Here is a 25,817-nt window from a genome sequence, read left to right as displayed (position 1 = left end):
GGTGTCAGTCCTCATCAAGTACGGCGCTCAGGCGGACCCGGCGCTTGGGTGCGTCTTCCTTAGGAACCGTGCCCACGATGCCGGCAGTATTGTCCGGCACCTCGAACACCACCAGCGGCTCACCGACGTTGATGGTCTCGCCCGGCGCACCGTGGATACGGATCACTTTACCCGCCTGCGGACTCGGCAACTCGAGAGCGGATTTACTCGTTTCCAGCTCCACGAGGGGCTGGTTCCGTTCACCTGGTCGCCCGGCGCGACGAGCCAGTCCAGCACGGTCGCTTCGATGAGGCCTTCGCCAAGATCGGGCAGGGGGAAGCTGATTTCAGCCACGTCGATACTCCAGTACTCGTTCGATCCCCAGGAGGATGCGGTCAATGTTCGGAATGTATTCGTCCTCCAGATCGCCGGACGGATACGGCACGTCGAAGCCGGTAACGCGCTCCACAGGTGCCTTGAGGGTATCGAAGCAGCTCTGCGTGATCAGTTGGGCTACTTCGGCACCGAGTCCTGAGGTCAGCGGAGCTTCGTGCACGACGACGGCGCGCCGCGTCTTCCCGACGGACCTCGCCAGGGATTCGGCGTCGATCGGCTTGAGCCAACGCAAATCCAGGACCTCGACGTCGATTCCGTCTTCCGCCGCGAGTTCGGCAACCTGCAGGCACCGGGCCACCATCGCACCCCAGGCCACGAGGGTCAGGTGCCGCCCTGGCCGGACAATGCGGGCGCCGGTGAGGGTACCGCCGTCGGACGCGTCGACGTCGCCCTTTTGCCAATAGCGGGACTTGGGCTCCATGAAGATCACCGGGTCGGGCCGCGAAGCCGCGTACTTGAGCAGGTGGTAGGCGTCGTGCGGGTCCGACGGCGAGACCACCTTGAGGCCCGGAACGTGTGCGAAGAGTGCCTCGAGGCTTTCGCCGTGGTGCTCCGGCGCGCGGATGCCGCCGAAGCTGGGTACGCGCAGCGTGATGGGCATCGGCACCTTGCCCCGGCTGCGGTAGTTCATCCGGGCGATCTGGCACACGATCTGGTTGATCGCGGGATACGCGAAACCGTCGAACTGGACCTCCGGGATCGGGTGGAAGCCGGCCATGGCCAGTCCCACGGACATACCCAGGATGCCGGACTCCGCGAGCGGTGTGTCGAAAACGCGGGAATCGCCGTGCTTGGCCTGAAGTCCGTCGGTGATGCGGAAGACTCCGCCCAATTGGCCGCAGTCCTCACCGAAGACGAGGGATTTTGGATCGGTGGTGAGGACCTCGTCCAGCGCCCGGTTGAGTGCCTGCTGCATGGAAAGCCGGGTGGACTGCCGCGTCTCGGCGGTTCCTTCGGCTTCGATGGTGGCTGTGATGCTCTCAGACATGTTCGGACTCCTCGCGCCAACGGGTCGGCCTGGTTTTCAAGAGCGGGGGTGGTTTCCTGGAAGACGAATTCGAACATCTCGTTGCCGGGCCGGGAACCGAGGGCTTCGATTCCCGTACGGATCACTTCTTCCTCGCCTGGGCAGCTTCGTGGGCCGCGGCGAAGAAGGCTTCGTCCGCCACGCCGTCAGCGAGCAATCGCTTGCGGAGACGCTCCAGCGGGTCCTCGCCGGCGTCGATGCGCTCGTCGTCGAGGCTCCAGGTACCGGCCGGGATCGTCGGCTGTGGAGTGCGGGCCGCGGCGGTACGTCCTCGCTTCGACCACCACGGGGCCATTTCCCGCGCGGCAATGGGCGAACGCGTCGCGCGAGGCCTCATAGACGGCCACCACATCGTTACCATCTACCTGAACGCCCGGGATGCCGTAACCTCCGGCGCGGGCGGCTACGGACCCGCCAGCTACCTGCCGCTCCGTGGGTACGGAGATCGCCCAGCCGTTGTTCTGGATGAAGAAGACAACGGGAGCCTTCATCACGGCGGCGAAGTTCATGGCCTCATGGACATCGCCTTGGGAGGAGGCGCCGTCGCCGAAGTAGGCGAGGGCAACGCCGTCGTTTCCGCCGAGTGTCTGGCCGTGCGCCCAGCCGACAGCATGGAGAACCGAGCCGGCTACCACTGCCTGGATGGGCGCGAGGCGGCTTGCGAGGGGATCGTACATGCCGCCGTGCCACGTTGCCTTGTGAGTGGACATGTACGCCACCATGTCCACGCCCATGGTCCGGGCAACGCCCATTTCGCGGTAGGTCGGAAACGCGAAATCGCGGGCGGTATCCAAGGCGTAGGCACTGCCGACCTGGGCAGCTTCCTGGCCGAGTTCGGGCGCATAGCCGGGAATGATTCCCTGACGCTGCCAGGCGACGGCCGAGGTGTCCAGGTATCGAACGGCAGCCATCAGGGAGTAAAGCTCCCTGAGCTGTTCTGAGGCCAGGGGCGCGGCGTCGGCTGCGGCCACAGCGGGAAGAAATGAGTCCATGGACGTGACCGTAGTCACTGTACGTGCCGTGGGCAATCCGCCTACTTGAGGCTAGTCAAACTGCCATGAACTGCCAGCGGCTCGCGTGAAACGCATAGCAGTTTGCGCACCTCCCGCGGGGTTAGGCGTTTCGTGCAGACTTGACCTTGGCGCCGATCCAGCAAGCCAGCGCGATGCCCGCGATCAGCAGGAACGTGCCGATCAACTGGCCGGCACTCTCGGCGTTCGAGAAGCCCACCACGAAGATGAGGCCAAGCAGCGCCAGCCCGAAGATCGTCAAGAAGGGGAATCCCTTCATTCGCAGGGGCAGTTCAGTTCCCTCGCGGTCCGCACGCCGGCGGAGGATCAGCTGGGACACGAGGGCGGTGCCCCACACCACGAGGCACGTGGAGCCTACGAGGTTGAGGAGGGCTGGCAGGACGTGGTCGGGAAAGAGCAATTCCAGCACCGCGGCGATGAAGCCGAATGCAACAGAGACCCCGACGGCGGCCATGGGCACCTGCGCGCCGCGCAGCTGCGACAGGAAGGCGGGTGCTTCGCCGCGTTCGGACAAGGAGAAGACCATACGCGACGCGCCGTAGAGGTTCGCGTTGAGTGCCGAAAGCAAGGCAACCACGGCAACAAGGGTGATGGTGGTACCGGCTCCCGGGATGCCCGCAAGGTTCAGGACACCAGCAAAGGGCGACTTCAATCCATCGGAGTCTGACGGCAGGACGGCCGCGATGACGAAGACCGAGCCGATGTAGAAAACCAAGATGCGCCATACAACCGTGCGAATAGCTTGGCCGACGCTGCGGACCGGGTCCTGCGTCTCGGCAGCCGCCACGCTCACGATTTCGGTGCCACCGAAGGCGAAAATCACTACGAAAAGCGCTGTAGCAATTCCAGCCCAGCCGGACGGAGCGAAATTGCCGGTGATGTTTCCGAGGCCCGGGGAAGCCACGCCGGGCAGCCAGCCGAAGATCAGTGCCGCGCCGATGATGAGGAACACCACAATGGCGGCAACCTTCAAGATAGCGAACCAGAATTCGAACTCGCCGAAGTTCTTGACTCCGGCGAGGTTGATCGCGGTAAAGGCCACCATGAAGACCAAAGCCAGTGCCCACACGGGAATGATCGGCCAAACGGAGAACAGGAGTCCTGCCGCGCCGAGTGCCTCTGCGGCGATGACCACCACAAGCTGCAGCCACCATAGCCAGCCAACTGTGGATCCGGCGGTCTTACCCATGGCCTTTTCGGCATAGACCGAGAAGGCGCCGCTGTTGGGGTTGGCGGCAGCCATCTCGCCCAACGCCCACATCACCAGGATGATCAGCGTGCCGGCTACCAGGTAGGAGATCAGCACTGCGGGTCCGGCGGCGTGGATTCCGGCGCCAGAGCCGAGGAACAGTCCTGCGCCGATGGCACTGCCCAAACCCATCATGGTGAGTTGGCGCGGCTTCATCGAGTGGCCAAGGCCTTCCGAATGAATGGCGGGTTGAACAGCGGCGGACTTCGTTGTCATTCGTGCTTACCTTCTTGTGGACGGATTGTCAGGTGGTCCTGATGGGACTTATCGAATTTACCGCTTCACACAGCAAAGTGGCGAAGAACACCTGTGGGAGGATTGATGCAATGTGAACTGGAATTGGAGAATTGTGTATCGATTTGTACAGTTTCTGTGTGGAGGTCGGGAAAATTGGTAGCCGTTGATGCGCTCGATGCAAAGGTTGTTCGTTTTTTCACCGACTCTCCGAGGGCGTCCGTTCTTGAGGCTTCCCGTGTCTTGAAGGTCGCACGGGCTACGGTCCAGTCGCGGCTGGACAGAATGGCTGAACGAGGAGTGGTGGCTCCGTGGGTTCCCCAGCCGGACCCTGCCGGCTTCGGTTATCCGGTGGTGGCCTTCTGCTCTTTGACTATCAATCAGGACTTGGGGCACGACGCCGTCGTCGAAGCCTTGGCAGCCATCCCCGAACTCATTGAGATCCACACGGTTTCCGGCAGTTCGGACCTCATGGTCAGGGTGGTGGGCAAGTCCAACTCTGATCTGCAGCGCGTACTGGATTCGCTCATCGCCACCAAGACCGTGCTCAGATCGTCGTCGGTGATCGTGCTGAACACCCATTTCCAGGGCCGCACTTTGCCGCTGCTTGAAGCAGCTGCCAAGGAGAACGCAGGGTGAAACATTTGGAAACTGTTCGGTGGTGGTCGTACCATTAGTTCTAGTCATATTGACTATAACTATTCCTAGGGCAACGAAGCGGGGTAAATGCCGTGTACGCCAACTCCGCAAATGTGGCAGAGCGCAGGCTCGCGCCGCCGTCGTTGGCCATATCGACCGTGATATTCGCCCTCCGCCCGAGTGAAAGCTCTGGCCGCCCTACGCTGTGGCTGCCGTTGGTCCGCCGCATTCGGGAACCGTTCAAAGACATGTGGGCGCTGCCCGGGGGCCCGCTGCAGCACGATGATTCGCTTCAGGATGCCGCTTCGCGGAACCTGCGCGAAACCACGGGCTTGACGCCGCACTACCTCGAACAGCTCTACGCGTTCGGCGGCCTGCATCGCTCGCCCGCCCAGCGGGTCGTCTCGATCGTCTACTGGGCTTTGGTTCAGCCCACGGAAGCCGCCTTGGCCGACGAGTCCGAAAATGTGCGTTGGTTTCGCGCAGACAGGCTCTCGGAACTGGCTTTCGATCACAACTCGATCGTGGACTACGCCCTGTGGCGGCTGCGCAACAAGATGGCCTACGGGTCCATCGCCTATCACTTGCTGGGGGAGTTCTTCACCCTTGCACAGGTCCGCGAAGTCTATGAGGCTGTCCTGGACCGTCGGTTGGACCCGGCGAACTTCCGCCGGCAAATCAAGGGAGCGCCGGAAATCGAAGAGACCGGCGAATACCTCCAGGGCGGAAAACACCGCCCGCCACGCCTCTATCGCTTTACCGGCACACCCGGTCTCGGGCCAGACATTAGGAGCACACCATGAGCAGCGTCAACACAGCGATCCAGCTGATTACGCGGGAGGAAGCCGAACGCGGTTCGTCGGCAAAGGGCGAGACGTGCAGCCCGGCGCTGGCCCAAGGCCCGTGGGAATACGACCTCGCTGAGGCGCTCGCCGGCGTCCCTGCTTACGGTCCCGGCGCCTCAAGCTCCGACGACGCCCCGAAGGCCACCCCTCGCCAAGGTCAGCTGCCCGAAGAGTACAAGCTGGCCACTGACGCCGAGTTGGATGTCCGTATCCGCGCCGCGAAAGCGACACTGGGAGACCGTGCCGTCATCCTCGGCCACTTCTACCAGCGTGACGAAGTGGTCCAGTATGCGGATTTCGTGGGTGACTCCTTCCAGCTGGCCAACGCGGCGCTCACCAAGCCCGACGCCGAGGCCATCATCTTCTGTGGTGTGCACTTCATGGCCGAAACCGCGGACATTCTCTCCAGCGAGGACCAGGCCGTCATCCTGCCGAGCCTGGCCGCTGGCTGCTCCATGGCAGACATGGCAGACGAGGATTCAGTGGAGGAGTGCTGGGAACAGCTGGAAGAGCTCTTCGGGAACGCTCCTGATTCCGAGGGCCGTGCGCCGGTCATCCCCGTCACGTACATGAACTCCTCGGCCGCATTGAAGGCATTCTGTGGGCGCAACGGCGGCATTGTCTGCACGTCCTCCAACGCCAAGACGGTGCTCGAATGGGCCTTCGAACGCGGCCAGCGGGTGCTCTTCTTCCCAGACCAGCACCTGGGCCGCAACACCGCCAAAGCCCTTGGCGTGCCGCTGGAGCAGATGCCCATGTGGAACCCGCGCAAGGAACTCGGCGGCAACGACCAGCAAACCCTGATGGATTCCCGAGTCATTCTCTGGCACGGCTTCTGCTCGGTCCACAAGCGCTTCAACGTGGGCCAGATTGAGAAGGCCCGCGCCGAATTCCCGGGCGTGAACGTCATTGTGCACCCCGAATGCCCCATGGAAGTTGTTGACGCAGCAGACGGTGCAGGCTCCACAGACTTCATCAAGAAGGCCATTGCGGCCGCGACCGAGCCCACCACGTTTGCGATCGGCACCGAAATCAACATGGTGAATCGCCTTGCCGCCGAGAACCCGCAGCACACCATCTTCTGCCTGGACCCGGTGATCTGCCCCTGCTCCACGATGTACCGCATCCACCCCGGCTACCTTGCCTGGGTCCTTGAGGAGCTGGTGGAAGGCCGCGTGGTCAACCGCATCACGGTGGACGACTCCGTCAAAGACAACGCCAAGATCGCCCTCGAACGCATGCTCGCCGCGCGTCCGCTCTAGGTATCTCCCCGTAGCAACCAGTCGAATCGAGCCTCACATGACTGCAGAACGCACACCCGGTACGCCGGCGCGGCCACGACTCGTCGTCGTCGGCAGCGGTATTGCCGGACTATATTCCGGCCTGCTGGCCGCCGAAGCCGGTGCCGACGTCGTCCTGCTCAGCAAAGGCGCGCTCGCGGACAGCAACACCTTTTTCGCCCAGGGCGGCATTTCTGCAGTGCTGGATGATCCGGCTCCCGGTGATACGGTTGCCGCGCACATCGCCGACACCCTCAAGGCCGGGGCGGGACACTGCAACGACGAAGCCGTACGGGTGCTGTGCACCGAAGCGCGCTTGGACATCATGGGGCTGGAGCGGTTCGGTGTCCGTTTTGACGCGGACGACGACGGCGATCCCGCCTTGGGGCTCGAAGCCGCCCACTCTGCTCCAAGGATCCTGCACGCAGGCGGTGACGCCACGGGCGCAGGAGTCGCGAAGGCGCTCATCCGCACGGTCCTGGACGCGCAGGCAGCCGGAAAAATCCGGGTGCTGGGGCATGCGCAAGCTACCTCTCTGATCCAGTCCGAGGGGCGGGTGACAGGGGTTGAATTCCTGAGGAACGGACGCCTCGAAAGCGTATTTGGCGATGCCGTGTTGCTTGCCACTGGTGGAGCGGGGCAGCTCTTTGCCCAGACCACCAACCCTTCGGTTGCAACGGCCGACGGTCTCGCACTCGCCTGGCGGGCAGGAGCTGAGCTCGCGGACCTGGAGTTCTTCCAGTTCCACCCGACCAGCATGGTGCTCTCGGCCGCCGGAAACACCGGAGAAAGTGCCGAGCCCCTCCTGATCTCCGAAGCCGTGCGAGGCGAAGGCGCCATCCTGGTGGACGCCAGGGCCAGCGATTCATGCCTGACTACCACCCGGACGCCGAATTAGCACCGCGCGACGTCGTCTCCCGCAGCATCGCCCTCCACCTGGCTGCGCTGGGTCATCCCAACGGTCACGTCTTCCTTGACGCCCGGGTCGTGGAAGCGAACAAGGGAGAGGGCTTCCTTGAGAAGCGTTTCCCCACGCTCAGCGCCCGGACTCGCGAAGCCGGCATCGACTGGACCCTCGAGCCCGTTCCGGTCGCCCCGGCTGCCCACTATTGGATGGGCGGCGTCGTCACCGATCTGCACGGCCGCACTTCAGTGCCAGGGCTGCTCGCCGCTGGCGAAGTTGCGTGCACCGGCGTGCAGGGCGCCAACCGGTTGGCCAGCAACTCCTTGCTCGAAGGGTTGGTGTTCGGGCGGCGGGCAGTCGAAGCCTTCCTTCTCGACGCTGTCGGGTCGCCTTTGGGGCCGCCTGACGGCAACCCTCTGCGTGCTAGCTCGGCCGCGGGCGGCCTCGCTTTTACGCACGCTGCCGGGATACCGCCAGTCGATAGTCGCCTCGCCGCGTCGGTTGATTATTCTTTGACGCCATTCGGCCGCGCTGCCCTTCGTCGGTTGATGACTGCCAAGGCCGGGGTGCTCCGGACCGGGGGGTTGCTCGAGGAGGCGGCTGAGGCACTCAACGCTTGGGCCGACGTCGTGCTTCCTGAGGCTGTTTCGGATTCTGTGGACCCGCGGGTGCACGAGGATGCCAACCTCCTTTTGGCTGCGCAGTTGTTGGTGCGGGCTGCGGGGGCGCGGCAGGGATCGCTGGGCGCCCACTACCGCAGTGACAGCGATGCCGCATTGCTGCCTGAAGAACCAAACCAGAGATACACCATCCGCCGGAAAGCGAGCCTCGTCAATGACTAGCCTGACCCTCCCCGCAACACCCGTCCGGGACATTCTGGAGCGGGCTTTCGCGGAGGACGCGCCGAGCGGCGACATCACCTCCCAGCTGCTCATTCCCGCTGAAGCCCGGGCCACCGCCGTGCTGAATGCCCGGGTCCCGGGGGTCTTCAGCGGAGGAACGGTGTTCCGCGACGCCATGCTGATCATCGACCCGGACACCGAAGTGGAACTGCTGCTCGCTGACGGTGAAGCGTTCGACGCCGGAACCCACCTCGCCAAGGTCAGTGGCCGCGCCCGCTCGGTGTTGCTGGCCGAACGCGTGGGGCTCAACCTTGCCCAGCGCATGAGCGCCATTGCCACCAAGACCGCTGAATTCGTCAGACTGGTGGACGGCACCAAAGCACGCATCACGGACACGCGGAAAACGACCCCAGGGCTGCGTGTCCTGGAACGCTATGCCGTGCGCTGCGGCGGGGGAGCCAACCACCGCTACAGCTTGTCCGATGCCGTTCTGGCCAAGGACAACCACTTGGCGGTGATGACTGGTGGCGATTCCACCAAGTTGACCGCACTCCTCAAAGCCGCCAAGGCCCAGCTGGGCCACACCACGCACTTCGAAGTTGAAGTGGACAGTGCCGAGCAGATCGAACCCGTACTGGCGGCCGGTGTGGACACGATCATGCTGGACAACTTCTCGATTGAGGAGCTCCGTGCAGGCGTGAAGCAGGTGGCGGGGCGCGCCGTCGTCGAGGCGAGCGGCAACGTCAACGTCAACACTGTGACGGAAATCGCCGCCACGGGAGTGGATGTTATTTCCATCGGCGGACTCACGCACAGTGTCAACGCCCTGGATCTGGGCCTGGACGTGACGCTCGACGTGACGCCCGACCCATCCCTGGTTCTTCCGGCTGACGCCATGATCTTCCTCGACGCCGCGGCGACCACACCCGTCCGCAGGGAAGTGCTCGAAGCGATGTGGCCGTATCTGACGGGGGAATTCGGCAATCCCTCGAGCCATCACAGCCTCGGCGAAGCAGCCGCGAACGCGTTGTCCGCGGCCCGCGCGGCGGTAGCTAAGGCACTGGGCTGCCGGCCGGGGGAGATCACCTTCACTTCCGGCGGTACAGAGGCGGACAACCTGGCGGTGAAAGGAATCGCCCTCGCGAGACGCGCGGCGGATCCCTCCCTGAATCGCGTCGTCATCAGCGCCATCGAGCATCCCGCCGTCGAGGAATCCGCGCTTTACCTGCATCGCGTCCATGGGTTCGAACTGGACGTGGTCCCCGTGGACCGGCACGGTGTAGTGACGGCTGAGGCGCTCCGGGCTGCCCTGCGTCCGGAGACGGCCCTCATCAGCATCATGTATGCCAATAACGAGATCGGAACGGTGCAGCCCGTGCGGCAACTCGCGGAGGTGGCCGCGGAACACGGCGTGCCCTTCCACACGGATGCCGTCCAAGCCGCCGGGTGGCTCCCGATAAACGTCAAGGAACTGGGAGTCGACGCGCTCAGCATTTCGGGCCATAAACTCGGCGCGCCAAAGGGCAGCGGGGTGCTCTATGCGAAGGGAAGGCTGCAGCTCGAGCCGCTGCTTCACGGCGGCGGCCAAGAGCGCGGCCGGCGCTCCGGAACGGAAAACGTTGCGGGTGCCGTTGCACTCGCCACGGCCTTGACGATGGCCCACGCCGAGCTGTCAGGACTCGCCGCGCGTGTCACGGAGCTGCGGGATGCCTTCATCGGCTCTGTCCTTGAAGCCGTGCATGGTGCCGTGCTGACCGGTCACCCCTCGCAGCGACTGCCCTCAGTTGCGTCTTTCTGTTTCCCGGGCACCAGCGGAGAGTCGGTCCTCCTGGAGCTTGAGCGCCTAGGCGTGGTGTGTTCCAGTGGATCGGCATGTGCGGCGGGCTCGGACGCGCCCTCTCCAGTGCTGCTGGCTTTGGGAATTGAGCCCGAGGTAGCCCACACGGCCGTGCGCTTCAGCTTCAACTCGACGGTGACTCAAGCGGAGCTGGAGGAAGCCGCGGAAGCCGTGGCTGCCGCCGTCGGGAGCGTGCAGGGGCTCGGCCGACGCTGACGCCAACGGTGGATCAGGCGTTGCGTGCCCTGCGGAAAATCCAGTGCCGCAGCATCGTGAACCGCACGGCCGTGGCGACGAATCCGGACAGCGTGGTGGTCCAGAGGTCCTCCTCGAGGGTGGCGTCGGGGCGGAACGCATGGAGTATGCCAAGGCTCCCGCCTGTGATGACCAACGCCACCGCGATCACGATCAGCCCGTTCAGATGGTCCCGGGTCCTTTTCCGGTTGCCGGTGATTTTGAAGGTCAGCCGCCGGTTGAGCGCCGTGTTCATGAGCGAAGTGATGATCAGTGCTGCGGCGTTGGCAAATTGCGGGCCCATCCATGGGCGGAACAGCGCGTAAAGCGCCAGCGACGTCGCGGTGCATATGATCCCGACGCCGGTGAAACGGATGAGCTGGCGGACCACCGGATAGCGCAGTACACCTTTGCGGCGCTTGCTTGCCGCTGTCCTCGAGAGGAATGTCTGCCGCGGGTCAGCGGCGGGCGCGGCAGGGGACTCCATGTCACAAGCCTGTCACACCAAGCTGTGTTTCTCCCAAGAAGCGGCTTTGACCGGGTTGCTGAGCTCCCCGATGCCCTCGACTCGGCAGGTCACTGTGTCGCCGGGTTGGATCCGGGCGCATTCTGCAGGGAATCCCGTGAGCACCAGGTCGCCCGGGTGCAAGGTCATGAACGAGCTCAGGTCAGACCAGGATCTCGTCCACTTTCCAGCCGAGGTCGGCGGAACTGGCCGTCCGCAACTCCCGGCCATTGTGCACGATGCCGATCGAAAGATCGCTGTCGTTCAGGTCAGTCACGATCCATGGTCCGGCAGGGGTGAAGGTGTCCTGGCTCTTGGCGCTGATCCATAGTTCGTCGGTCTTCTGCAGGTCCCGCGCCGAGACATCATTGCCGATCGTGAGGCCCAGGATGGCCTCGCGCGCGTTGCCGAGCGTCAGCCCTCGGACTTTGCGGCCGACGACGGCGGTCAGTTCCGCTTCGGGGTCCACGTAGCCCACGTCCGAGGCGAGTTCGATGGCGTCGCCCGGTCCGATCACACTCGTGGCGGCCTTGTGGAACGCCTGCGCAGGCAGGTCCCGGCCGGGCTGGCCGGTGTTGTGTGCCATTCCGAAAACGTTGGCAGGGACAGACGGAGCCAGGAAAGCAAATGCATCCTCCGAAACCTCCGCGCCCGTGTGCCACCCGCTCCGCGCCGCGCTGTTGGAATTAGCCGGCGAGCCCTGAAAGGGGCTATCCACCACTTTCCAGCTTCGGCCGGCGGGGGAGGCGAAGTCGACGGCGTCGTTCTCCACGAAGAATTGTTCGTCCGGCGCGGCAGGGGAGAGCGGACGGACGCGGGCAATCCGACGTGAACGTGAAGAAGTCATGAAGACATCCTACGTCCTCTAAGCTAGGCCGGAAGGTAAAGCTCTCCGACCGGGATGTCCGCGGCCAGGCGATTCGCCGGCCCGGCCAGCGGGCAGGCCCAGGCCTCGTTGTACGCGCAGGACGGGTTGTAGCCGAAATTGAAGTCGAGTACGAACTCCTGTTGCCCGGATCCCCGAAGGCCGTGGAAAGCGCCCTTGATGGTGTCCAGCAGGTATCTGCCAGCGCCGTAGCTCCCTCCGGGTTTGCCTGCTGTGGCGTCGCGGAAAGGTACGAAGATGCCGCCGCCGTAGCTGCGGAGGCGCCAGACAGCCAGCGAGCCAAGCTCGTCGAGATCGAAAGTGCCCAGGCGCACGAACGGGACCACGCCGTCGGTACCAGTCTGGACGTTCATCTCCTGGCCGGCGCCTTCCGGCGACAATGTGGCGTAGCGGCGATAGCGGGAATCATAGTCTGCGGTGCGGAGGCCCGAGAAAGCTTGCTTGCTGGCTGGAGTCAATGCCGACGCTGCATGCGTTCCGAACATGCGGTCGCGTTTCCTGGCGCCAGTAGACATGGGCTTGGAAGGGGTCGGTCACCGCAATCTTACGTACCTCGTCGTACAAGGCGAATGTACGCAAACGCCAGTCCGCGATATCGACCGCGGAGATTCCCGCCACATTGTTTTCGTCCTCATCAAACTGATTGGGAGACATGCGTCCAGCCTAGTCCCACGGTGCGGGCAAGCGGCGCCCTACCCTCTTGGCGGCTTGTCGTCGCGAAACGCCGACCCGGACGGGGAGTCGGCGGTGCTGCCCCGTTAGGCTGGTGGGCATGAGAGCGAAGCGGATCCCGTTGAAGATTTCAGTCGCCGTCCTGGGTGCGCTCATCGTCGCAACCGCGGCCGGCTGCAGTTCCGGGGGCGGCGCAGGCGGGCCAGTGTGGACGGCTGGTTCCAGCACGGCACCCGGAACCCCGGCAGCGTCGGGCGCCAGTACGGCCACGCCGTCGGGCGGTTCCACTGCTTCGGGAAATCCCTCCGCTGGAAGTACCGCGACGCCGGGACCAACGGCGTCGTCGTGGAAAACCTACTCGGACACGGCCAAGACCGTCAGCTTTGATCTCCCGAGCGACTGGATCGCGCAATCGGCCACGCCCGACGCCGGTTCGATGCCGGGCGCTCTGAAAATCGTAGTTAAGGACGCCAAGGGCGGTTATCTGGCAACCCTGGCCACCGGTCTGCCCACGGCGAGCCCGGCTGATTGCAGCCCGGCCGCCAAGCGCCCTTACGTGGTAGTCAACAGCGTTCCTATTGACTTGCCCCATGCCGACGGTGATTCCACGATTCCTCCGCACGTAGTTTTCCGGGTCATTCAGGGCTACAAATTCTTCGGTTCGTACGGCATCACCAACATCGTGGCCGGATCGGATGGCCAGGCCTGCCAGCTCAGGAACCTTGTGATGGGCCCAGCAGGAAAGGGCAACTACTACTTCGGCGATATGCCGTCCGTGCATCCCTTTGCCACGGACGAAGTAGTTGCCCCTGCGAAGTCTTTTGACACCCTCGACCAAGCCGCCAAGTACGTTGACCAGAGTTCGGAATTCGCCAATGTCCAGCGGATGCTACTGTCTCTGAAGATCAATCTGTAGAACAACGATTGACTTATCAACACGCCGGCGCCAACCCTGGATATTTAACGGGTTGTCCAGCCGCAACCCTCCGGAGATCCATGGAACGCAACGTTGCTGCGCAGCTCGTTTTTAAGACCGTCGCGAATACCAAGGTGGCCATGGCAATCGCTGTGGCCAGCAATTCAGGCTACGACTCGTTGACTGAAGAGCTGTCTGTCACGGTGGAAGGCGAAGCCGTTCCGCTCACTGAGCTGACGGACCACCATGGTGGGCGTTTCCATTACATGGAGTTCGCTGAGCCCAGCGAGGTGACGGTCGACTATCGCGCCTCAGTGGAGGGTTTCGGCGTCCCCGACGAGCCCTCGCGGATGGAGCTCATCCGTTACGTGCGGCCCAGCCGCTATGCCGAGTCGGACCGGCTGCTTCCGACGTCGTACGCGGAGTTCGGGGGCCTGCATGGCGAAGAGTTGCTACAGGCAGTCCGGAACTGGGTCCACGATGAACTTCGTTATGTGAGCGGTTCCTCGCGGGGGACGGACGGTGCGGTGGAAACGCTCCTGCACCGCAAAGGTGTTTGCCGGGATTTCGCCCACTTGGCCATCGCCCTCCTCCGCTCCAAAGACATCCCGGCCCGGCTCGCTGCGGTGTATGCGCCGGGATTGAGCCCCATGGACTTCCACGCGGTGGCAGAAGCGCACATTGACGGAACCTGGTATGTGATCGACCCCACTGGCCTGGCCCCGCGCGAAGCCATGCTCCGCATCACCGCCGGACGCGATTCCTCGGACACCGCGTTCCTTTCCACGGTGGGCGGCAGCCTGTCGTTGAAGAGCCTGAAGGTTACCGCGGTGGTGGCCGACGAGCTGCCGGATGAGGATCCGGCAAAGCTCATCGTCCTGCGCTAGGCGCCCCTCCAAAGCTGCGACAGCAGCAGGAGCGGCAGCGGCAACTTCCTACTTGCTCGCGACGAACGCCTGCAGCTTTTCGGTCAGCCGGAGAAGCTCCCGCTGCTCGTCGGCTGTGAGGGCCGGAGCCACAAGATCGGCGATATCGCGGACGTGCTCGCGGCCGATCTCCTTTTGCAGCTCCTGCCCGGCCGCCGTCAGCCCGAGCAGGATCCCGCGGCCGTCGTCGGGGGCAATGCTGCGTTCCACCAATCCGCGATTCTCCAAGCGATCCACCAGCCGGCTCAGGCTGGACTGGCTGAGCAGGACGTGATCGTTGATCTCGTTCAACCGGAGTTTGCCCGTAGGGCACCGCGAAAGGGTGAACAGAACGTCGTACTCCCTGATGGGCAGCTTCTTGAACGCCGGCCCGGCCTGGAGCCGGCGCATCACCGCCACCTGGGAGCGGAACAAGGACTCCCAGGTTTCGGCGGCAAGGCGCACGGACGACGAGGATGGCGCTTTGATGCTCACACATCCCTCCTGGCGGATTCTGTGACGGGATCGGCCAGATCGTCACTGGAAGCACCGGCGAGCGACGCGGCGACCCGCGAAGCGTGAGTTGGAGCGTCCGGTACGTGGGCCGGCTTGCGGTCCTCGAACTCCTTGCGCAGGACCGGCAAGACTTCTTCGCCGAAGAGGTCCAGTTGCTCCAGGACGGTCTTCAGCGGCAAGCCCGCGTGGTCAACCAGGAACAGCTGGCGCTGGTAGTCGCCGAAGTACTCGCGGAAAGTGAGGGTCTTTTCGATGACTTCCTGCGGGCTGCCGACGGTCAGCGGGGTCTGGGAGGTGAAGTCCTCCAGCGAGGGCCCGTGGCCATAGACCGGAGCGTTGTCGAAGTAAGGACGGAACTCCTTGACGGCGTCCTGGGAGTTCTTGCGCATGAAGAACTGCCCGCCGAGTCCCACGATGGCCTGGTCTGCCTTGCCGTGGCCGTAGTGCTCATAGCGTTCGCGGTACAGGCCAATGAGCTGCTGGTAGTGCTCCTTGGGCCAGAAGATGTTGTTGGCGAAGAAGCCGTCGCCATAATATGCGGCGAGCTCCGCGATCTGGGGACTCCGGATGGAGCCGTGCCAGACAAAGGGGGCGACGCCGTCGAGCGGGCGGGGCGTGGACGTGAAGTTCTGCAGCGGGGTGCGGTACTTGCCGCTCCAGTTCACCGTTTCCTCGTCCCAGAGGCGGCGCAGCAGGGAGTAGTTTTCAACGGCGAGTTCGATCCCATCCTGGATGTTCTTGCCGAACCAGGGGTACACCGGCGCCGTGTTGCCGCGGCCCATGATGAGGTCCACGCGGCCATCTGCCAGGTGCTGGAGCATGGCGAAGTCTTCGGCGATCTTCACGGGGTCATTCGTGGTGATCAGCGTGGTGGCCGTGGACAGCGTGATGCGTTCCGTCTGTGCCGCGATGTAGGCCAAGGTGGTGGTGGGGGACGATGAGAAGAAGGGGCGGTTGTGGTGCTCGCCGATCGCATAGACATCCATGCCGATCTCTTCAACCTTCTTGGCGATGGCCACGGAGGCCTTGATGCGCTCGTTTTCCGTGGGGGTGTGGCCCGTGGTGGGGTCAGTGGTGATGTCGCTGACGCTGAATACGCCGATCTCCATGATGTGCCTTTCTGCCTGCCCGATTGGTGTTCGAGCGCTTCCAACAGTCTACCGCAAGATAGATGCATTTGCATGTATCGACGTCTGTAACAGGGCTCGGCACCATTTTGTTCCCGGTGTGCTGCCTACTCGGCGGGGCCCGGAGCGGCTCGACGGCCGGTGACCCTGGGGATCATTCCCGTGGTCCAGTCCAGGGGGTCGGCATCGCCGTGGCCGGCGGTGCCGTCCTTGACGACATCGGGGCGTTGTGCCAGTACCTTGAGCAGTGCCTTCTTCTCGCGCCGGCCTTCGACCAGTTTGTAGAGGACCGGCACCAAAACCAGGGTCAGCGCCGTGGACGAAACCAGTCCACCGATCACCACGATCGCCAGCGGCCGGGATATGAACCCGCCGCCTCCCGTGATACCCAGGGCCATGGGCGTGAGGGCGAAAACGGTGGCGAGGGCGGTCATCAGGATGGGCCGCAACCGCCGCCGGGCACCATGGGTAATCGCATCGGCCACGCTCATTCCGGGGCTGCCATCGTGTGGCTTGCGGTACTGGTTGATGAGGTCGATCAGCACGATCGCATTAGTGACCACGATTCCCACCAACATCAACATGCCGATCAGTGAGGGCAGTCCAAGCGGGACGCCCGTGGCCAGGAGCAACGCGATGGCGCCCGTGGCGGCAAACGGCACGGACACCAGCAGGATGAGGGGCTGGATGAGGGATTTGAACGCGGCCACCATGATCACGTAGACAATCGCGACGGCGGCCAGGAGCGCGAGGCCGAGCTGGCGGAAGGAGTCCGCCTGCTGGGTCGTGGCGCCGCCGATCGTGGCGGTAACGCCTGCCGGCAGCTGCACAGAGGCCAGCCGGTCGCTGACTGCCGTACTGACGGCGCCAAGGTTGGAGCCCGACGGCGTGACCGTCACCTTCGCGCTTCGCTGGCCGTTGCTGCTGGTGATGGAAACCGGGGTGTCCACCTGCTCAACTGAAGCAATGCTGGACAGCGTAACGGGCCCAGCCGCCGTCGGGAGGGTGATGGCTTTGACGTCGGCAATGCTGGTGAAATGCGTGCCTTCACCGATCTGTACCGGGAAATCCGTGGTGTCGATCCGGACCGTGCCGGCCGGAACCGGGCTGACTGTGGCGGCCAGGACGGCGCCGACTTGTTCCTCGTTCAGCCCGGCCGCGACGGCCTTCGCTCGATCAACTTTTACCTGGACCACGGACTGGCTGGCGTCCAGGTTGGTGGCTACCTCGGAACTGCCGGGCACGCCGTCCATGGCCTTCGCCACGGCGTCGCTGGCGGACTTGAGGTCAGCTGAGTTGGCGGCGTTGATGGTGATGTCCACGCTGGAAGACGTGCCCAGGCCACCCTGCTGCGCACCAACCGTGACTTTCCCGGCCGCCGAAGCGCCAGCGAGCCGGGACCGGACCGTGTCCTGCAGTTTCCCTGGTCAGCCTTGTCGTCGGTGACCACTGTGAACGACGAGTTCGACGCGCCGTTCGAGCTGAGGGCCGCGAAACCCGTCCGGGCATTGCCCGACGTCACCTGGACGTCCTTGATGCCATCTATCCCGCGGAGGACTGATTCCACCTGAGCGGCAGCGGCACCGGTCTGTTGCAGGCTGGTACCCGCAGGAAGGACCTGGCGTACAGTCATGCTGTTTTGGCCGGAATTGCCCAGCAAGTCCGTGGCAAGCAGAGGCGACATGGCCGCCGTGCCGCCCAGCACCAGAACTGCCGCGACGATGGTCAGGACCGGGTGTTGTTGTGTTTTGGCCAGGACCGGCAGATAGCCGCGCTGCAGCCAGCTGCGTTGTTCCGCCTCATGCGCCGCGGCAAGGGCGCGCGCCGCTTCCCGGGCGTCCGCGGCACCCGCCCCAGACGGCGACTTGAGGAACCAATAGGCCAGCACGGGAACGATGGTGAGGGACACCAGCAACGAGGACAACAGCGCGATGGTTACCGTGAGGGCGAAAGGCCGGAACAGTTCGCCCGCCAGATTGCCCACGAACGCGATCGGCAGGAAGACGGCAACGGTGGTCAGGGTGGACGCCGTAATGGCCCCGGCGACTTCCCGGATGGAATTGAGGATGGCCGCGAGTTTGTCTTCGCCGTAGCTCAGGTGGCGCTTGATGTTCTCGATCACCACGATCGAGTCGTCCACTACGCGGCCGATCGCAATGGTCAACGCGCCGAGGGTGAGGATGTTGAGTGAATAGTGGGTTGCCGATATTCCGATGAACGTGATCAGGAGCGACAACGGAATGGATACTGCCGTCACCAGGGTGGACCGGACGGACATCAGGAATACAAGGATCACCGCCACGGCGAAACCGAGTCCAAGGAGCCCTTCGGTGGTGAGGTCCTTGATGGATTTTTCGATGTAGGGGGCCTGATCGAACACCGGGGTGAAATGCGCGTTGGAGCCGAGTTCGGCCTCCATCTGGGCAATGGAATCCTTGACGGCGTGCGAAATGGCAACGGTATCGCCGTCGGGCTTCTTCGTGACGGACAGGGCCAGGGTCGGCTTTCCGTTAGTGCGGGTGATCGACGTCGCGGCGTCGTCCTGGATACTCACATCGGCAACCGTGCCGATCGTCGTCCCACCCTTGGCCCCGGTGAGGGGCAGGCCCTTGATGACATCCAGGGAGTCCACCGGGCTGCCGATCTGCAGGGAGAGCGTCTTGCCTTGGTCCTCGATGGTTCCCGCCGGGACCAGGGTTCCGTTGTTCTTGAGGGCATTCGTGAGCGACTGGACTGTGGCGCCGCTGGCAGCCATGGCCGGGGCTTTGGGCTGGATCAGGATGTGCTGGGTGGCGCCGCCCGTGACGTCAGCGCTACGGACCCCGTCCAGCTTCTGGAGGCGGGGAACGCTCAGGCGCTGCAGGTCCGTGTTCAGTTCACTTAACGGCTTGTCGGAAGACACTGCCAGGTACACGATGGGGAAGTCGCTGATGCTGCCGGCGAAGGACTGGGGATCGACGTTGGCCGGCAGCACCCGCTTGGCGTTGGAAATGGCGCGATCGATCTGATTGCGCGCGCGGTCCAGGTTGGATCCGTACGTGAACGCCATGGTGATCTGCGAGACGCCGTTGCGCGATGTCGAGGTGGTCGATTCCAGCCCCTCGACGCTGTTCAATGCTGTTTCGAGGGGACGGCTCAGTTGTTTGTCGACGACGTCGGGGGACGCGCCCGGCATTGAGGTAATCACTGAAATCTGCGGAAACTCGATCGAGGGGATGAGTTCCTGCTTGAGGGAAGACATGGTGATCACGCCGAACACCGCCGCGAAAACGGTGATCAGCGCGATCAGTGCCCTGTTCCCGAGTGAAAGCCTAGCCAGACGGAACATTGGGTTGTCTCCTGGGGTCTACGGTCTGTTTCGTGTCGGGAACCGGCCGCAGCCAGGATTGTTGCTAGTGCTGGATGGCTTCCGCGGCGTCAAGTTGGAGCGAACGGGACGTGCTTGCTTCCAGCTCGGCGGCGAGTTCCGCATTGTCGTTCAGCTTGACGCCGTAGCCGGGCATCATTTCCTTGAGCTTGGATTGCCAGCCCTTGAAGTTCTTCGGGAAGGAGCGCTGCAGCATCTCGATCATGATGGGAACAGCGGTGGACGCACCGGGGGAGGCGCCGAGCAGTGCGCCGATGGAGCCGTCGCGAGCAGTGATGACTTCGGTGCCGAACTGCAGCACGCCGCCCTTCTTGGAGTCCTTCTTGATGATCTGCACACGCTGGCCGGCGGTGATGAGCTCCCAGTTTCCACCCTCAGCCTGGGGGTAGTACTCGCGGAGGGACTCCACCTTGGCATCGTGGCGCTTGGCCACTTCCTTGATCAAGTAGGCCGTCAGGTCCATGTTGTCCTTGGCCACGGCCAGCATCGGGATGATGTTTCCCGGGCGGATGGACAGCGGCAGGTCAAGATAGCTGCTGGTCTTGAGGAAGTTGGTGGAGAAACCGGCGTACGGACCGAAAAGCAGGGAACGCTTGCCATTGACGTAGCGGGTATCCAGGTGGGGCACGGACATGGGCGGGGCGCCCACGGAAGCCTGACCATACACCTTGGCACTGTGCTGGCCGGCGATGGCCTCGTCGGTGCAGCGGAAGAACTGGCCCGAGACCGGGAAACCGCCGTAGCCCTTGCTCTCCGGAATGCCGGATGCCTGCAGCAGGTGGAGTGCTCCACCGCCGGCACCGACAAACACGAACTTTGCGTGGATCTGGCCGTGTTCGCCGGAAGCGGGGTGCTTGATCGAAAGGTCCCAGCCGCCGTCGGACGCTTTGCGGACATTGGTGACGTTGTGGCCGTAGTTGACTTCAACGCCGTTGTTGGCGAGGTAGCCGGTCAGCTCACGGGTCAGCGCGCCGAAGTCGACGTCGGTGCCTTCCGCTGCGCGGGTGGCTGCAACGCGCTGCTTCGCGTCGCGGCCCTTGACGATCAGCGGCGCCCACTTGGCGATCTGTGCCTGGTCTTCCGTGTATTCCATGCTGCGGAAGAGCGTGTTGGGTTTGAGCGCCTCGTAGCGGTTCTTGAGGAAGTCCGCGTGCTTGTCGCCGATGACGAAGCTCATGTGCGGAACGGTGTTGATGAATCCCTTGGGGGAGCCGATCAGCTTGTTGTCCACCAAATGGGACCAGAACTGCCGGGAAAGCTGGAATTGCTCGTTGATGTGCAGGGCCTTGGACGGGTCGACCGATCCGTCTTTCGCCGCGGGGGAGTAATTAAGCTCACAGAGGGCTGCGTGTCCGGTTCCGGCGTTGTTCCACGGCCCGGAGCTTTCAAGGCCGGCTTCGTCGAGTCGCTCGAAGAGGGAGATGGTCCAGTTGGGTTCGAGTTGCTTGATGAACGCACCCAGGGTTGCGCTCATGATCCCGCCCCCAATAAGGACGACGTCAGCGTGGTTTGTCTTGGAAATGAAGGTCACGATCAATCTCCGATAGCGGCGGCACTGGCTGTCACAGAATATCCCCGCGTAGCCACATAACTGAAATTGCGCCGGGCCGTCAAGACTTCAGGCGAACGTTTGTAAAAACTTCGTTTAAGACCGGCGAAGCAGGGTACTTCTCAACGCGGTCGGAAAGGGCCAAAGCCGAGATGGGGAAGGCAATGGGGACCGCCGGAACGGTCGCAGCGATTTGGGCATTGATGGTTTGGTACTGGGAGTTCCGGTCAGAGCCCTCGGGAAGGCCCCGGGCCCGGTCGATTTTTGAGAATACCTGCGGATCGCTGTAGCCGAACTCGCCGTTGTTCTCACCAAAAAGGGTTCCGACGAAGTTGTCCGGGTCGGAGTAGGCGCCATTCCAGCCCAGCAAGTGGAGTCCGTGGTCGCCGGGAGACTGGACCTTCTGGAGGTAACCGTCGTCCCAGTTCACGGGCACCGGTTTGACGTTGAGCCCGATGGCCGTCAGTTCCGCGCTGATCTCCGCGTAGATCTTTTCCGGGGTAGGCATATAGGCCCGTGTGACGTTGAGGGGGTAGTAGAACTTGATTTCTTCGCCCTTGTACCCGCCCTTCGCGAGGAGCTGCTTGGCCTTGTCCGGGTCATATCCCAGCGACGGAGCATTGTTGTTGAATCCGCTCAGCTTGGGCGGAACGAACTGGGATGCCGGTGAGGTGTTGTCGATGAAGAACTTGTGGATGATGGTGTCTTTGTCGATCGCCATTTCGATTGCCTGGCGGACCTCGAGCTTCTGCAGGGGCCCCGAAGATTCGTTGATGCCCAGATACATCACGGAGAACGGATCCCGCTGGACGATTTGCATGCCCTTCTTCACCAGTTGGTCGAAGGTGCCGGCGGTGACGAGGTCATAGCCGTCGATCGTGCCCGCAAGGAGGGCTTGAACGCGGGCTTGCGGATAGTCAAAGGGTATGAAGTTCACGGTGGCTATTTGTCCACGATTGCCCCAGTAACCCTTGTAGCTCGTGAGGGTGATCCGGTCCGGTGCCCACGACGAGAAGACGTAAGGTCCGGTGCCCACGGGGTGGGAGGCGTAGGCGGATGCCGGCTGCCCTGCCAGTTTCTGGTCCAGCACGTTGGCGTTGCGTTCGGCCATCGCTTTCGGCGAAGACATAGCGAAAGCCGGCAGCGTCAAGGCTTGGAGGAATCCGGTGAAGGGCTTGGTCAGATTGATCTCGACATGGTCGGCAGAGATGACCTTGCAGCTTTTGAAGAGAGAAAGCGCAGCCTCGTCCGAGAAGGACTTGAAGACGCTCCTGAAGGGAATGCCGGGCACCTGCTGGCGCAGGGTTGCCGGGAAATTGAACCAGCGGTTGAAGTTGCTGCAGACAGCCGCGGCGTCAAAGGTGGTTCCATCCTGGAAAGTGACTTTTGACCGAAGGGTGAAGTCGTAGCTGAGCCCGTCGTTCCCTTGGGACCAGGATGTGGCCAGCAACGGTGTTGGTTGGCCGGTGGAGGGATCGACTCCCACGAGGCCCTCCATCACCTGCCGGGTGATGCGGTACGACTCGGAATCGTTCGTCAGGGCGGGATCGAGTCCAAGGGGCATGGACGGTGTGCCGAAGTTGAAGGTCTTGCTAGGCTCCGCCGCAGCGTCGCCTGCGGACGACGTTGAAGGTGCCGGTCCCGGAGATACCGTGCACGAGGTCAAGGCCATGGCCAGGAGGCCTGCGCCGATGTGTAGCGTGACTCGGCGAAGCTTGCTGCTTACCACTCTTGTCCCCTCAAGGCAGTTGGACGGGCTGGGGCCCGTGGCAGCCGGACCGCAGTCCAGTCTAGTTCAGGGCCCTGAGTCCTGGCTGAAAACGGGAAGTGCCCCGGTCAAGGGACCGGGGCACTTCCGACATGTGCGCAAGGGGGGACTTGAACCCCCACGCCCGAAGGCACAGGAACCTAAATCCTGCGTGTCTGCCAATTTCACCACTCGCGCTGGTGCGGTACCTGGGCCGGGATCCAGAGGAGCTGGTTCGATTCCTCGTTCGGGTCCTGGGTCCGGGCATATACCGCCCTCTATTGTACCCGCGGTTTTGTGTGGGCCGTTTCAGCGGACGCTGGGTGCGGCTACTCGGTGCGGCTACTTGTCGAGTTTGAGATCCCTGCGGAGCTTGGCGACATGTCCGGTGGCCCGCACGTTGTACTGGGCCACGGCTACCTTGCCGTCGGGGTCGACCACGATCGTCGATCTGACCAGTCCCTGGTAGGTGCGTCCGTAGTTCTTCTTTTCGCCCCATGCCGCATAGGCGTCAGCTACCTGGTGTCCTTCGTCGGACAGCAGAGGGAACGTCAGCGATTCCTCGGCCACAAACTTCTCGAGGTCCTTGACCGTGTCGGGGGAGACGCCAAGGACCTCGTAGCCTGCAGCCTGCAGGGTCGCGAGGGAATCTCGGAAATCGCAGGCTTGCTTGGCGCATGCAGGGGTGGACGCCGCTGGGTAGAAATAGATGACCGTCTTGCGGCCACGGTAGAAAGCCAGGCTGACCTCCCGGCCAGTGTGGTCCTTGAGGGTGAAATCGGGCGCAGTGTCGCCTGGAATGAGTCGTTCAGCCATGATGTGCTCCTTGCTTTCGCTAACGACCACTGAGCTTAGTGATGAGCCGTTCGGTTCACGAATTGACCCCGGTGCACATCTGCACAATGTGACCGATATACTGACCCCTATGCCTGATATGGAACGGTGGCCCACCGGGCGCCTGCTCTCCACTGCGGCGCGTCTCGTGGAGCACGCCTGGAACGAGAAATTGCGCGGAATGGGCCTGACCCACGCCGGTGTCATTGTCATGGAAGTACTTGCTGTCAAAGGTCCCACCACCCAGTCGATGCTCGCCCAGACTGTTCGGGTCCAGGCGCAAACCATGGGTAAGACGCTCGCCAGGCTGGAGGCCCACGGCCATGTCAGCCGTACGCGCAGCATTTCCGATCGCCGAAGCCAGGTGGTCAGCCTGACCGAAGCGGGAGTCCACACTCTCGGCCTCGCCACGCAATTGGAAGGGGAAGTGCTTGACCCCGTTCCCGTGGATACCGCCAAACTGCGGCGGGAGCTTCAAGCCTTGGTGCGGGAACTGGCCAACAATACTTCCTCTGCCGCCGTTAGCGAGATTGTGGCCGCAAGCGATCCGGGCGCGTCTCAGGGCGAAGCCCACAGCTAATCTCCGGCTCAGTCGCCCATCGTTCGGCCGGGGAGGGGCAAGCGTTTCCCGGGGGCAAGCGGTTCCGGAGGGCGGCCCGGTTCCCGGGGCGCGCCGGAAACAAAAAAGATCCCTGGACAGCGTTTCAGCCATCCAAGGATCTTTCCCTTGGTGCACCCCCCGGGACTTGAACCCGGAACCCATTGATTAAGAGTCAATTGCTCTGCCAATTGAGCTAGAGGTGCAATTATTTTTTTCTCACAATGCAAAGAAATAACCCTTGAACGGCTACTGCCGCTCAAGGGCCCTTCCCTTGGTGCACCCCCCGGGACTTGAACCCGGAACCCATTGATTAAGAGTCAATTGCTCTGCCAATTGAGCTAGAGGTGCATTTGTCGATTTCGATCAGCTGAGGGCTTTTCTTCCCCCATTGATCTCCGCAACGACATGTAACTCTACACGACACTTGCCGAAGTGTGAAATCGACCCGGACTCGGTCCGGCCAGCCATCGTTGAGGCTCGGGGAGCTCCGCCGTCGACGGTCGTATCAGCGCAGTGCCGGGTGCGGCCTGCGGCCTCAGCGCCGGTCCCTGCGGGGCGGCCTGAAGCCTGCGGCCTCAGCGTGGGCACTCGACGCAAACCAGACCTCGGCTCTGACGTCCTCATAGGACGGGCTGTCTTCATCGTGATAGATCATGGTGTCCGCATTGCCCTTGACGGTGTAGCCATCAGGTCCGCTCCCGTCAGCCGCAGCCGCCGCGGAGCCGTCGCCGTACGGCTGCTCGGCGGCGAGATGCCCGCCAAGCGGCGTTGCGTCAGCGGCCTCTGGGGACGGGCTGTCCACCGCCGTGGGCGCCGCAACGACGTCGGGAGCCGTCGTCCAGTCTTCTTGCGCACCGTCCGGAGCGGATTCGGCTCCCTCCGCCGCGGCGGATTCCGCGCCGGGGAGTGTCGGCGCATGCGTGTCCGTGTACTCATGGTGGTGGGCCGGTGCGACGGCGGCCGCTTGCGCGCCGCCCTCGCTCCAGGTTGCTTCCCACTCGGCGCTGTCAGCGAGTTGTTCGGGGGTGGGTAGTTCCGGACCGCCGCCCACGAGGGGAGTGGAAGGTCCGACGTCGGCCGCCGTCACGTCATCGGCTGTCACGCCGCCTTGGAGTTCCGGTTCGGGTGCCGCGCTTCCTGTGGCTGCGGAAACGGTGTTTTCGTCCAGCAGAGGTTCCTCGAGGGTGGGTTCATCGAGCACCGGCTCCGCCGTGGACTCCAAGGCGGGGTCGGGCGTGGGTTCCGGCGCGGGTTCCGGTACGGCTGCGTGCGTCGCGGATACATCTTGTTCGGCGGTCGCCGCTGCGGCGAGCAAAGGGGCGGAGCCTGTCAAAGCGGCGGCCGTCGTGTCTATCTGAGGAGACGAGGCACTTTGCGACGGAGAGGATGGAGTCATGCTGCCCGCGGAAGATTTGGAGCTGTTGCGGCTCATGAGCCACCAGACAATTGCGACGATCAACACAATGACGATGACCCAGATCAACCAATCCATGGAGGAGCCCTTCTGTTCGAGTGGCACAGTTGTTCGTGATTTGACGTTACGTCCGTGTCACGGGGCTGTCTAGATTAGTCAATCGATTCGAGGCGGGCCTATGAGGGGCCGTTCCGGCTGAGTCTCATATATTGAGACGGCCGTCCATTATCTGAAATGAAATATTGAATGAAATAGACCAGAATTTGCCTTAACCCACCAAG

The 25,817-nt window shown here is 63.3% G+C and carries 18 protein-coding genes, 3 tRNA genes and 6 pseudogenes; 9 read left to right on the top strand and 18 right to left on the bottom strand.

Annotation, left to right across the window (positions count from 1 at the left end; all coding sequences use genetic code 11):
• Window positions 1-4: 4 nt before the first annotated feature.
• The 4 genes and pseudogenes from ACF0H6_RS04295 to ACF0H6_RS04280 all read right to left on the bottom strand — a co-directional run bounded on the left by ACF0H6_RS04295 (window position 5) and on the right by ACF0H6_RS04280 (window position 3,898).
• Window positions 5-333 (bottom strand): annotated as a pseudogene (locus ACF0H6_RS04295) (biotin/lipoyl-containing protein).
• The gene (locus ACF0H6_RS04290) at window positions 326-1,363 is read right to left on the bottom strand and encodes an alpha-ketoacid dehydrogenase subunit beta (RefSeq protein WP_395248587.1); all 1,038 of its coding nucleotides are present in this window, start codon (window positions 1,361-1,363) and stop codon (window positions 326-328) included. The pseudogene ACF0H6_RS04295 and the gene ACF0H6_RS04290 overlap by 8 nt, the downstream one beginning before the upstream one ends.
• Window positions 1,356-2,394, bottom strand: a pseudogene (locus tag ACF0H6_RS04285) (thiamine pyrophosphate-dependent enzyme). Before ACF0H6_RS04285 ends, ACF0H6_RS04290 begins: the two are co-directional and overlap by 8 nt.
• A 121-nt stretch (window positions 2,395-2,515) precedes the next feature.
• Window positions 2,516-3,898, bottom strand: a complete 1,383-nt coding sequence (locus ACF0H6_RS04280) for an amino acid permease (protein ID WP_395248586.1) — start codon at window positions 3,896-3,898, stop codon at window positions 2,516-2,518.
• A 174-nt stretch (window positions 3,899-4,072) separates the two neighbouring features.
• Here ACF0H6_RS04280 and ACF0H6_RS04275 point away from each other — a divergent pair, with 174 nt between their 5' ends.
• The 6 genes and pseudogenes from ACF0H6_RS04275 to ACF0H6_RS04250 all read left to right on the top strand — a co-directional run bounded on the left by ACF0H6_RS04275 (window position 4,073) and on the right by ACF0H6_RS04250 (window position 10,479).
• A complete protein-coding gene (locus tag ACF0H6_RS04275) occupies window positions 4,073-4,555 on the top strand; it encodes an Lrp/AsnC family transcriptional regulator (RefSeq protein ID WP_395248585.1) in 483 nt (160 codons plus the stop codon).
• A 92-nt stretch (window positions 4,556-4,647) separates the two neighbouring features.
• A complete protein-coding gene (locus ACF0H6_RS04270) occupies window positions 4,648-5,358 on the top strand; it encodes an NUDIX hydrolase (protein ID WP_395248584.1) in 711 nt (236 codons plus the stop codon).
• Entirely contained in the window at window positions 5,355-6,662 is a 1,308-nt protein-coding gene (gene nadA / locus ACF0H6_RS04265) for a quinolinate synthase NadA (RefSeq protein ID WP_395248583.1), read from the top strand. The genes ACF0H6_RS04270 and nadA overlap by 4 nt, the downstream gene beginning before the upstream one ends.
• 37 nt (window positions 6,663-6,699) lie before the next feature.
• A pseudogene (nadB, locus tag ACF0H6_RS04260) lies at window positions 6,700-8,426 on the top strand (L-aspartate oxidase).
• Window positions 8,419-9,285: pseudogene (gene nadC / locus ACF0H6_RS04255) on the top strand (carboxylating nicotinate-nucleotide diphosphorylase); the annotation flags it as partial. The pseudogenes nadB and nadC, both read left to right, overlap by 8 nt.
• A 36-nt stretch (window positions 9,286-9,321) precedes the next feature.
• Window positions 9,322-10,479 carry a cysteine desulfurase family protein gene (locus ACF0H6_RS04250; RefSeq protein ID WP_395249873.1) on the top strand — a complete coding sequence of 386 codons (1,158 nt, stop codon included), beginning with the start codon at window positions 9,322-9,324 and terminating at the stop codon, window positions 10,477-10,479.
• Window positions 10,480-10,492: 13 nt separating this feature from the next.
• On the opposite strand, the gene ACF0H6_RS04245 is transcribed toward ACF0H6_RS04250, so the two are convergent.
• The 4 genes and pseudogenes from ACF0H6_RS04245 to ACF0H6_RS04230 all read right to left on the bottom strand — a co-directional run bounded on the left by ACF0H6_RS04245 (window position 10,493) and on the right by ACF0H6_RS04230 (window position 12,542).
• Complete coding sequence (locus ACF0H6_RS04245; RefSeq protein WP_395248582.1) at window positions 10,493-10,984, bottom strand: GtrA family protein; 492 nt, start codon at window positions 10,982-10,984, stop codon at window positions 10,493-10,495.
• Between the two features lie 12 nt (window positions 10,985-10,996).
• Entirely contained in the window at window positions 10,997-11,152 is a 156-nt protein-coding gene (locus ACF0H6_RS04240) for a fumarylacetoacetate hydrolase family protein (protein ID WP_395248581.1), read from the bottom strand.
• 13 nt (window positions 11,153-11,165) lie between these two features.
• Window positions 11,166-11,849, bottom strand: coding sequence for a fumarylacetoacetate hydrolase family protein (locus ACF0H6_RS04235; RefSeq protein WP_395248580.1), 684 nt, complete (start codon window positions 11,847-11,849; stop codon window positions 11,166-11,168).
• Between the two features lie 23 nt (window positions 11,850-11,872).
• A pseudogene (locus tag ACF0H6_RS04230) lies at window positions 11,873-12,542 on the bottom strand (DUF1684 domain-containing protein).
• A gap of 118 nt (window positions 12,543-12,660) precedes the next feature.
• Between ACF0H6_RS04230 and ACF0H6_RS04225 the strand changes: the two are divergent.
• Window positions 12,661-13,476, top strand: coding sequence for a hypothetical protein (locus ACF0H6_RS04225; protein ID WP_395248579.1), 816 nt, complete (start codon window positions 12,661-12,663; stop codon window positions 13,474-13,476).
• Window positions 13,477-13,556: 80 nt separating this feature from the next.
• A complete protein-coding gene (locus tag ACF0H6_RS04220; RefSeq protein ID WP_395248578.1) occupies window positions 13,557-14,363 on the top strand; it encodes a transglutaminase family protein in 807 nt (268 codons plus the stop codon).
• 48 nt (window positions 14,364-14,411) lie between these two features.
• Here ACF0H6_RS04220 and ACF0H6_RS04215 read toward each other — a convergent pair whose 3' ends face one another.
• The 7 genes and pseudogenes from ACF0H6_RS04215 to bcp form a co-directional block, all read right to left on the bottom strand.
• Entirely contained in the window at window positions 14,412-14,870 is a 459-nt protein-coding gene (locus tag ACF0H6_RS04215; protein ID WP_395249872.1) for a MarR family winged helix-turn-helix transcriptional regulator, read from the bottom strand.
• Window positions 14,871-14,872: 2 nt separating this feature from the next.
• Window positions 14,873-16,006, bottom strand: a complete 1,134-nt coding sequence (locus tag ACF0H6_RS04210; RefSeq protein WP_395248577.1) for an LLM class flavin-dependent oxidoreductase — start codon at window positions 16,004-16,006, stop codon at window positions 14,873-14,875.
• A 125-nt stretch (window positions 16,007-16,131) separates the two neighbouring features.
• Window positions 16,132-19,352, bottom strand: a pseudogene (locus tag ACF0H6_RS04205) (efflux RND transporter permease subunit).
• A 64-nt stretch (window positions 19,353-19,416) separates the two neighbouring features.
• Window positions 19,417-20,922, bottom strand: coding sequence for a malate:quinone oxidoreductase (locus tag ACF0H6_RS04200; RefSeq protein ID WP_395248576.1), 1,506 nt, complete (start codon window positions 20,920-20,922; stop codon window positions 19,417-19,419).
• Window positions 20,923-21,001: 79 nt separating this feature from the next.
• Window positions 21,002-22,669: an ABC transporter substrate-binding protein gene (locus ACF0H6_RS04195; RefSeq protein ID WP_395248575.1), complete on the bottom strand. Its 1,668-nt coding sequence runs from the start codon at window positions 22,667-22,669 to the stop codon at window positions 21,002-21,004.
• A 134-nt stretch (window positions 22,670-22,803) separates the two neighbouring features.
• Window positions 22,804-22,885 (bottom strand) — tRNA-Leu (locus ACF0H6_RS04190).
• A 144-nt stretch (window positions 22,886-23,029) separates the two neighbouring features.
• On the bottom strand, window positions 23,030-23,503 hold the full coding sequence (bcp, locus tag ACF0H6_RS04185) for a thioredoxin-dependent thiol peroxidase (protein ID WP_395248574.1): 474 nt from the start codon (window positions 23,501-23,503) through the stop codon (window positions 23,030-23,032).
• Between the two features lie 109 nt (window positions 23,504-23,612).
• Here bcp and ACF0H6_RS04180 point away from each other — a divergent pair, with 109 nt between their 5' ends.
• Window positions 23,613-24,101, top strand: coding sequence for a MarR family winged helix-turn-helix transcriptional regulator (locus tag ACF0H6_RS04180; protein ID WP_395248573.1), 489 nt, complete (start codon window positions 23,613-23,615; stop codon window positions 24,099-24,101).
• 148 nt (window positions 24,102-24,249) lie between these two features.
• On the opposite strand, the gene ACF0H6_RS04175 is transcribed toward ACF0H6_RS04180, so the two are convergent.
• The 3 genes from ACF0H6_RS04175 to ACF0H6_RS04165 form a co-directional block, all read right to left on the bottom strand.
• Window positions 24,250-24,325 (bottom strand) — tRNA-Lys (locus ACF0H6_RS04175).
• Window positions 24,326-24,394: 69 nt separating this feature from the next.
• Window positions 24,395-24,470 (bottom strand) — tRNA-Lys (locus ACF0H6_RS04170).
• Window positions 24,471-24,657: 187 nt separating this feature from the next.
• Window positions 24,658-25,614 carry a hypothetical protein gene (locus ACF0H6_RS04165; protein WP_395248572.1) on the bottom strand — a complete coding sequence of 319 codons (957 nt, stop codon included), beginning with the start codon at window positions 25,612-25,614 and terminating at the stop codon, window positions 24,658-24,660.
• Between the last annotated feature and the right edge of the window lie 203 nt (window positions 25,615-25,817).

Source organism: Arthrobacter sp. NA-172 (assembly GCF_043952055.1).
GTDB lineage: Bacteria > Actinomycetota > Actinomycetes > Actinomycetales > Micrococcaceae > Arthrobacter.
Note: the sequence above shows the minus strand (reverse complement) of the source record. Positions and strands in the feature narration are given on the sequence as shown.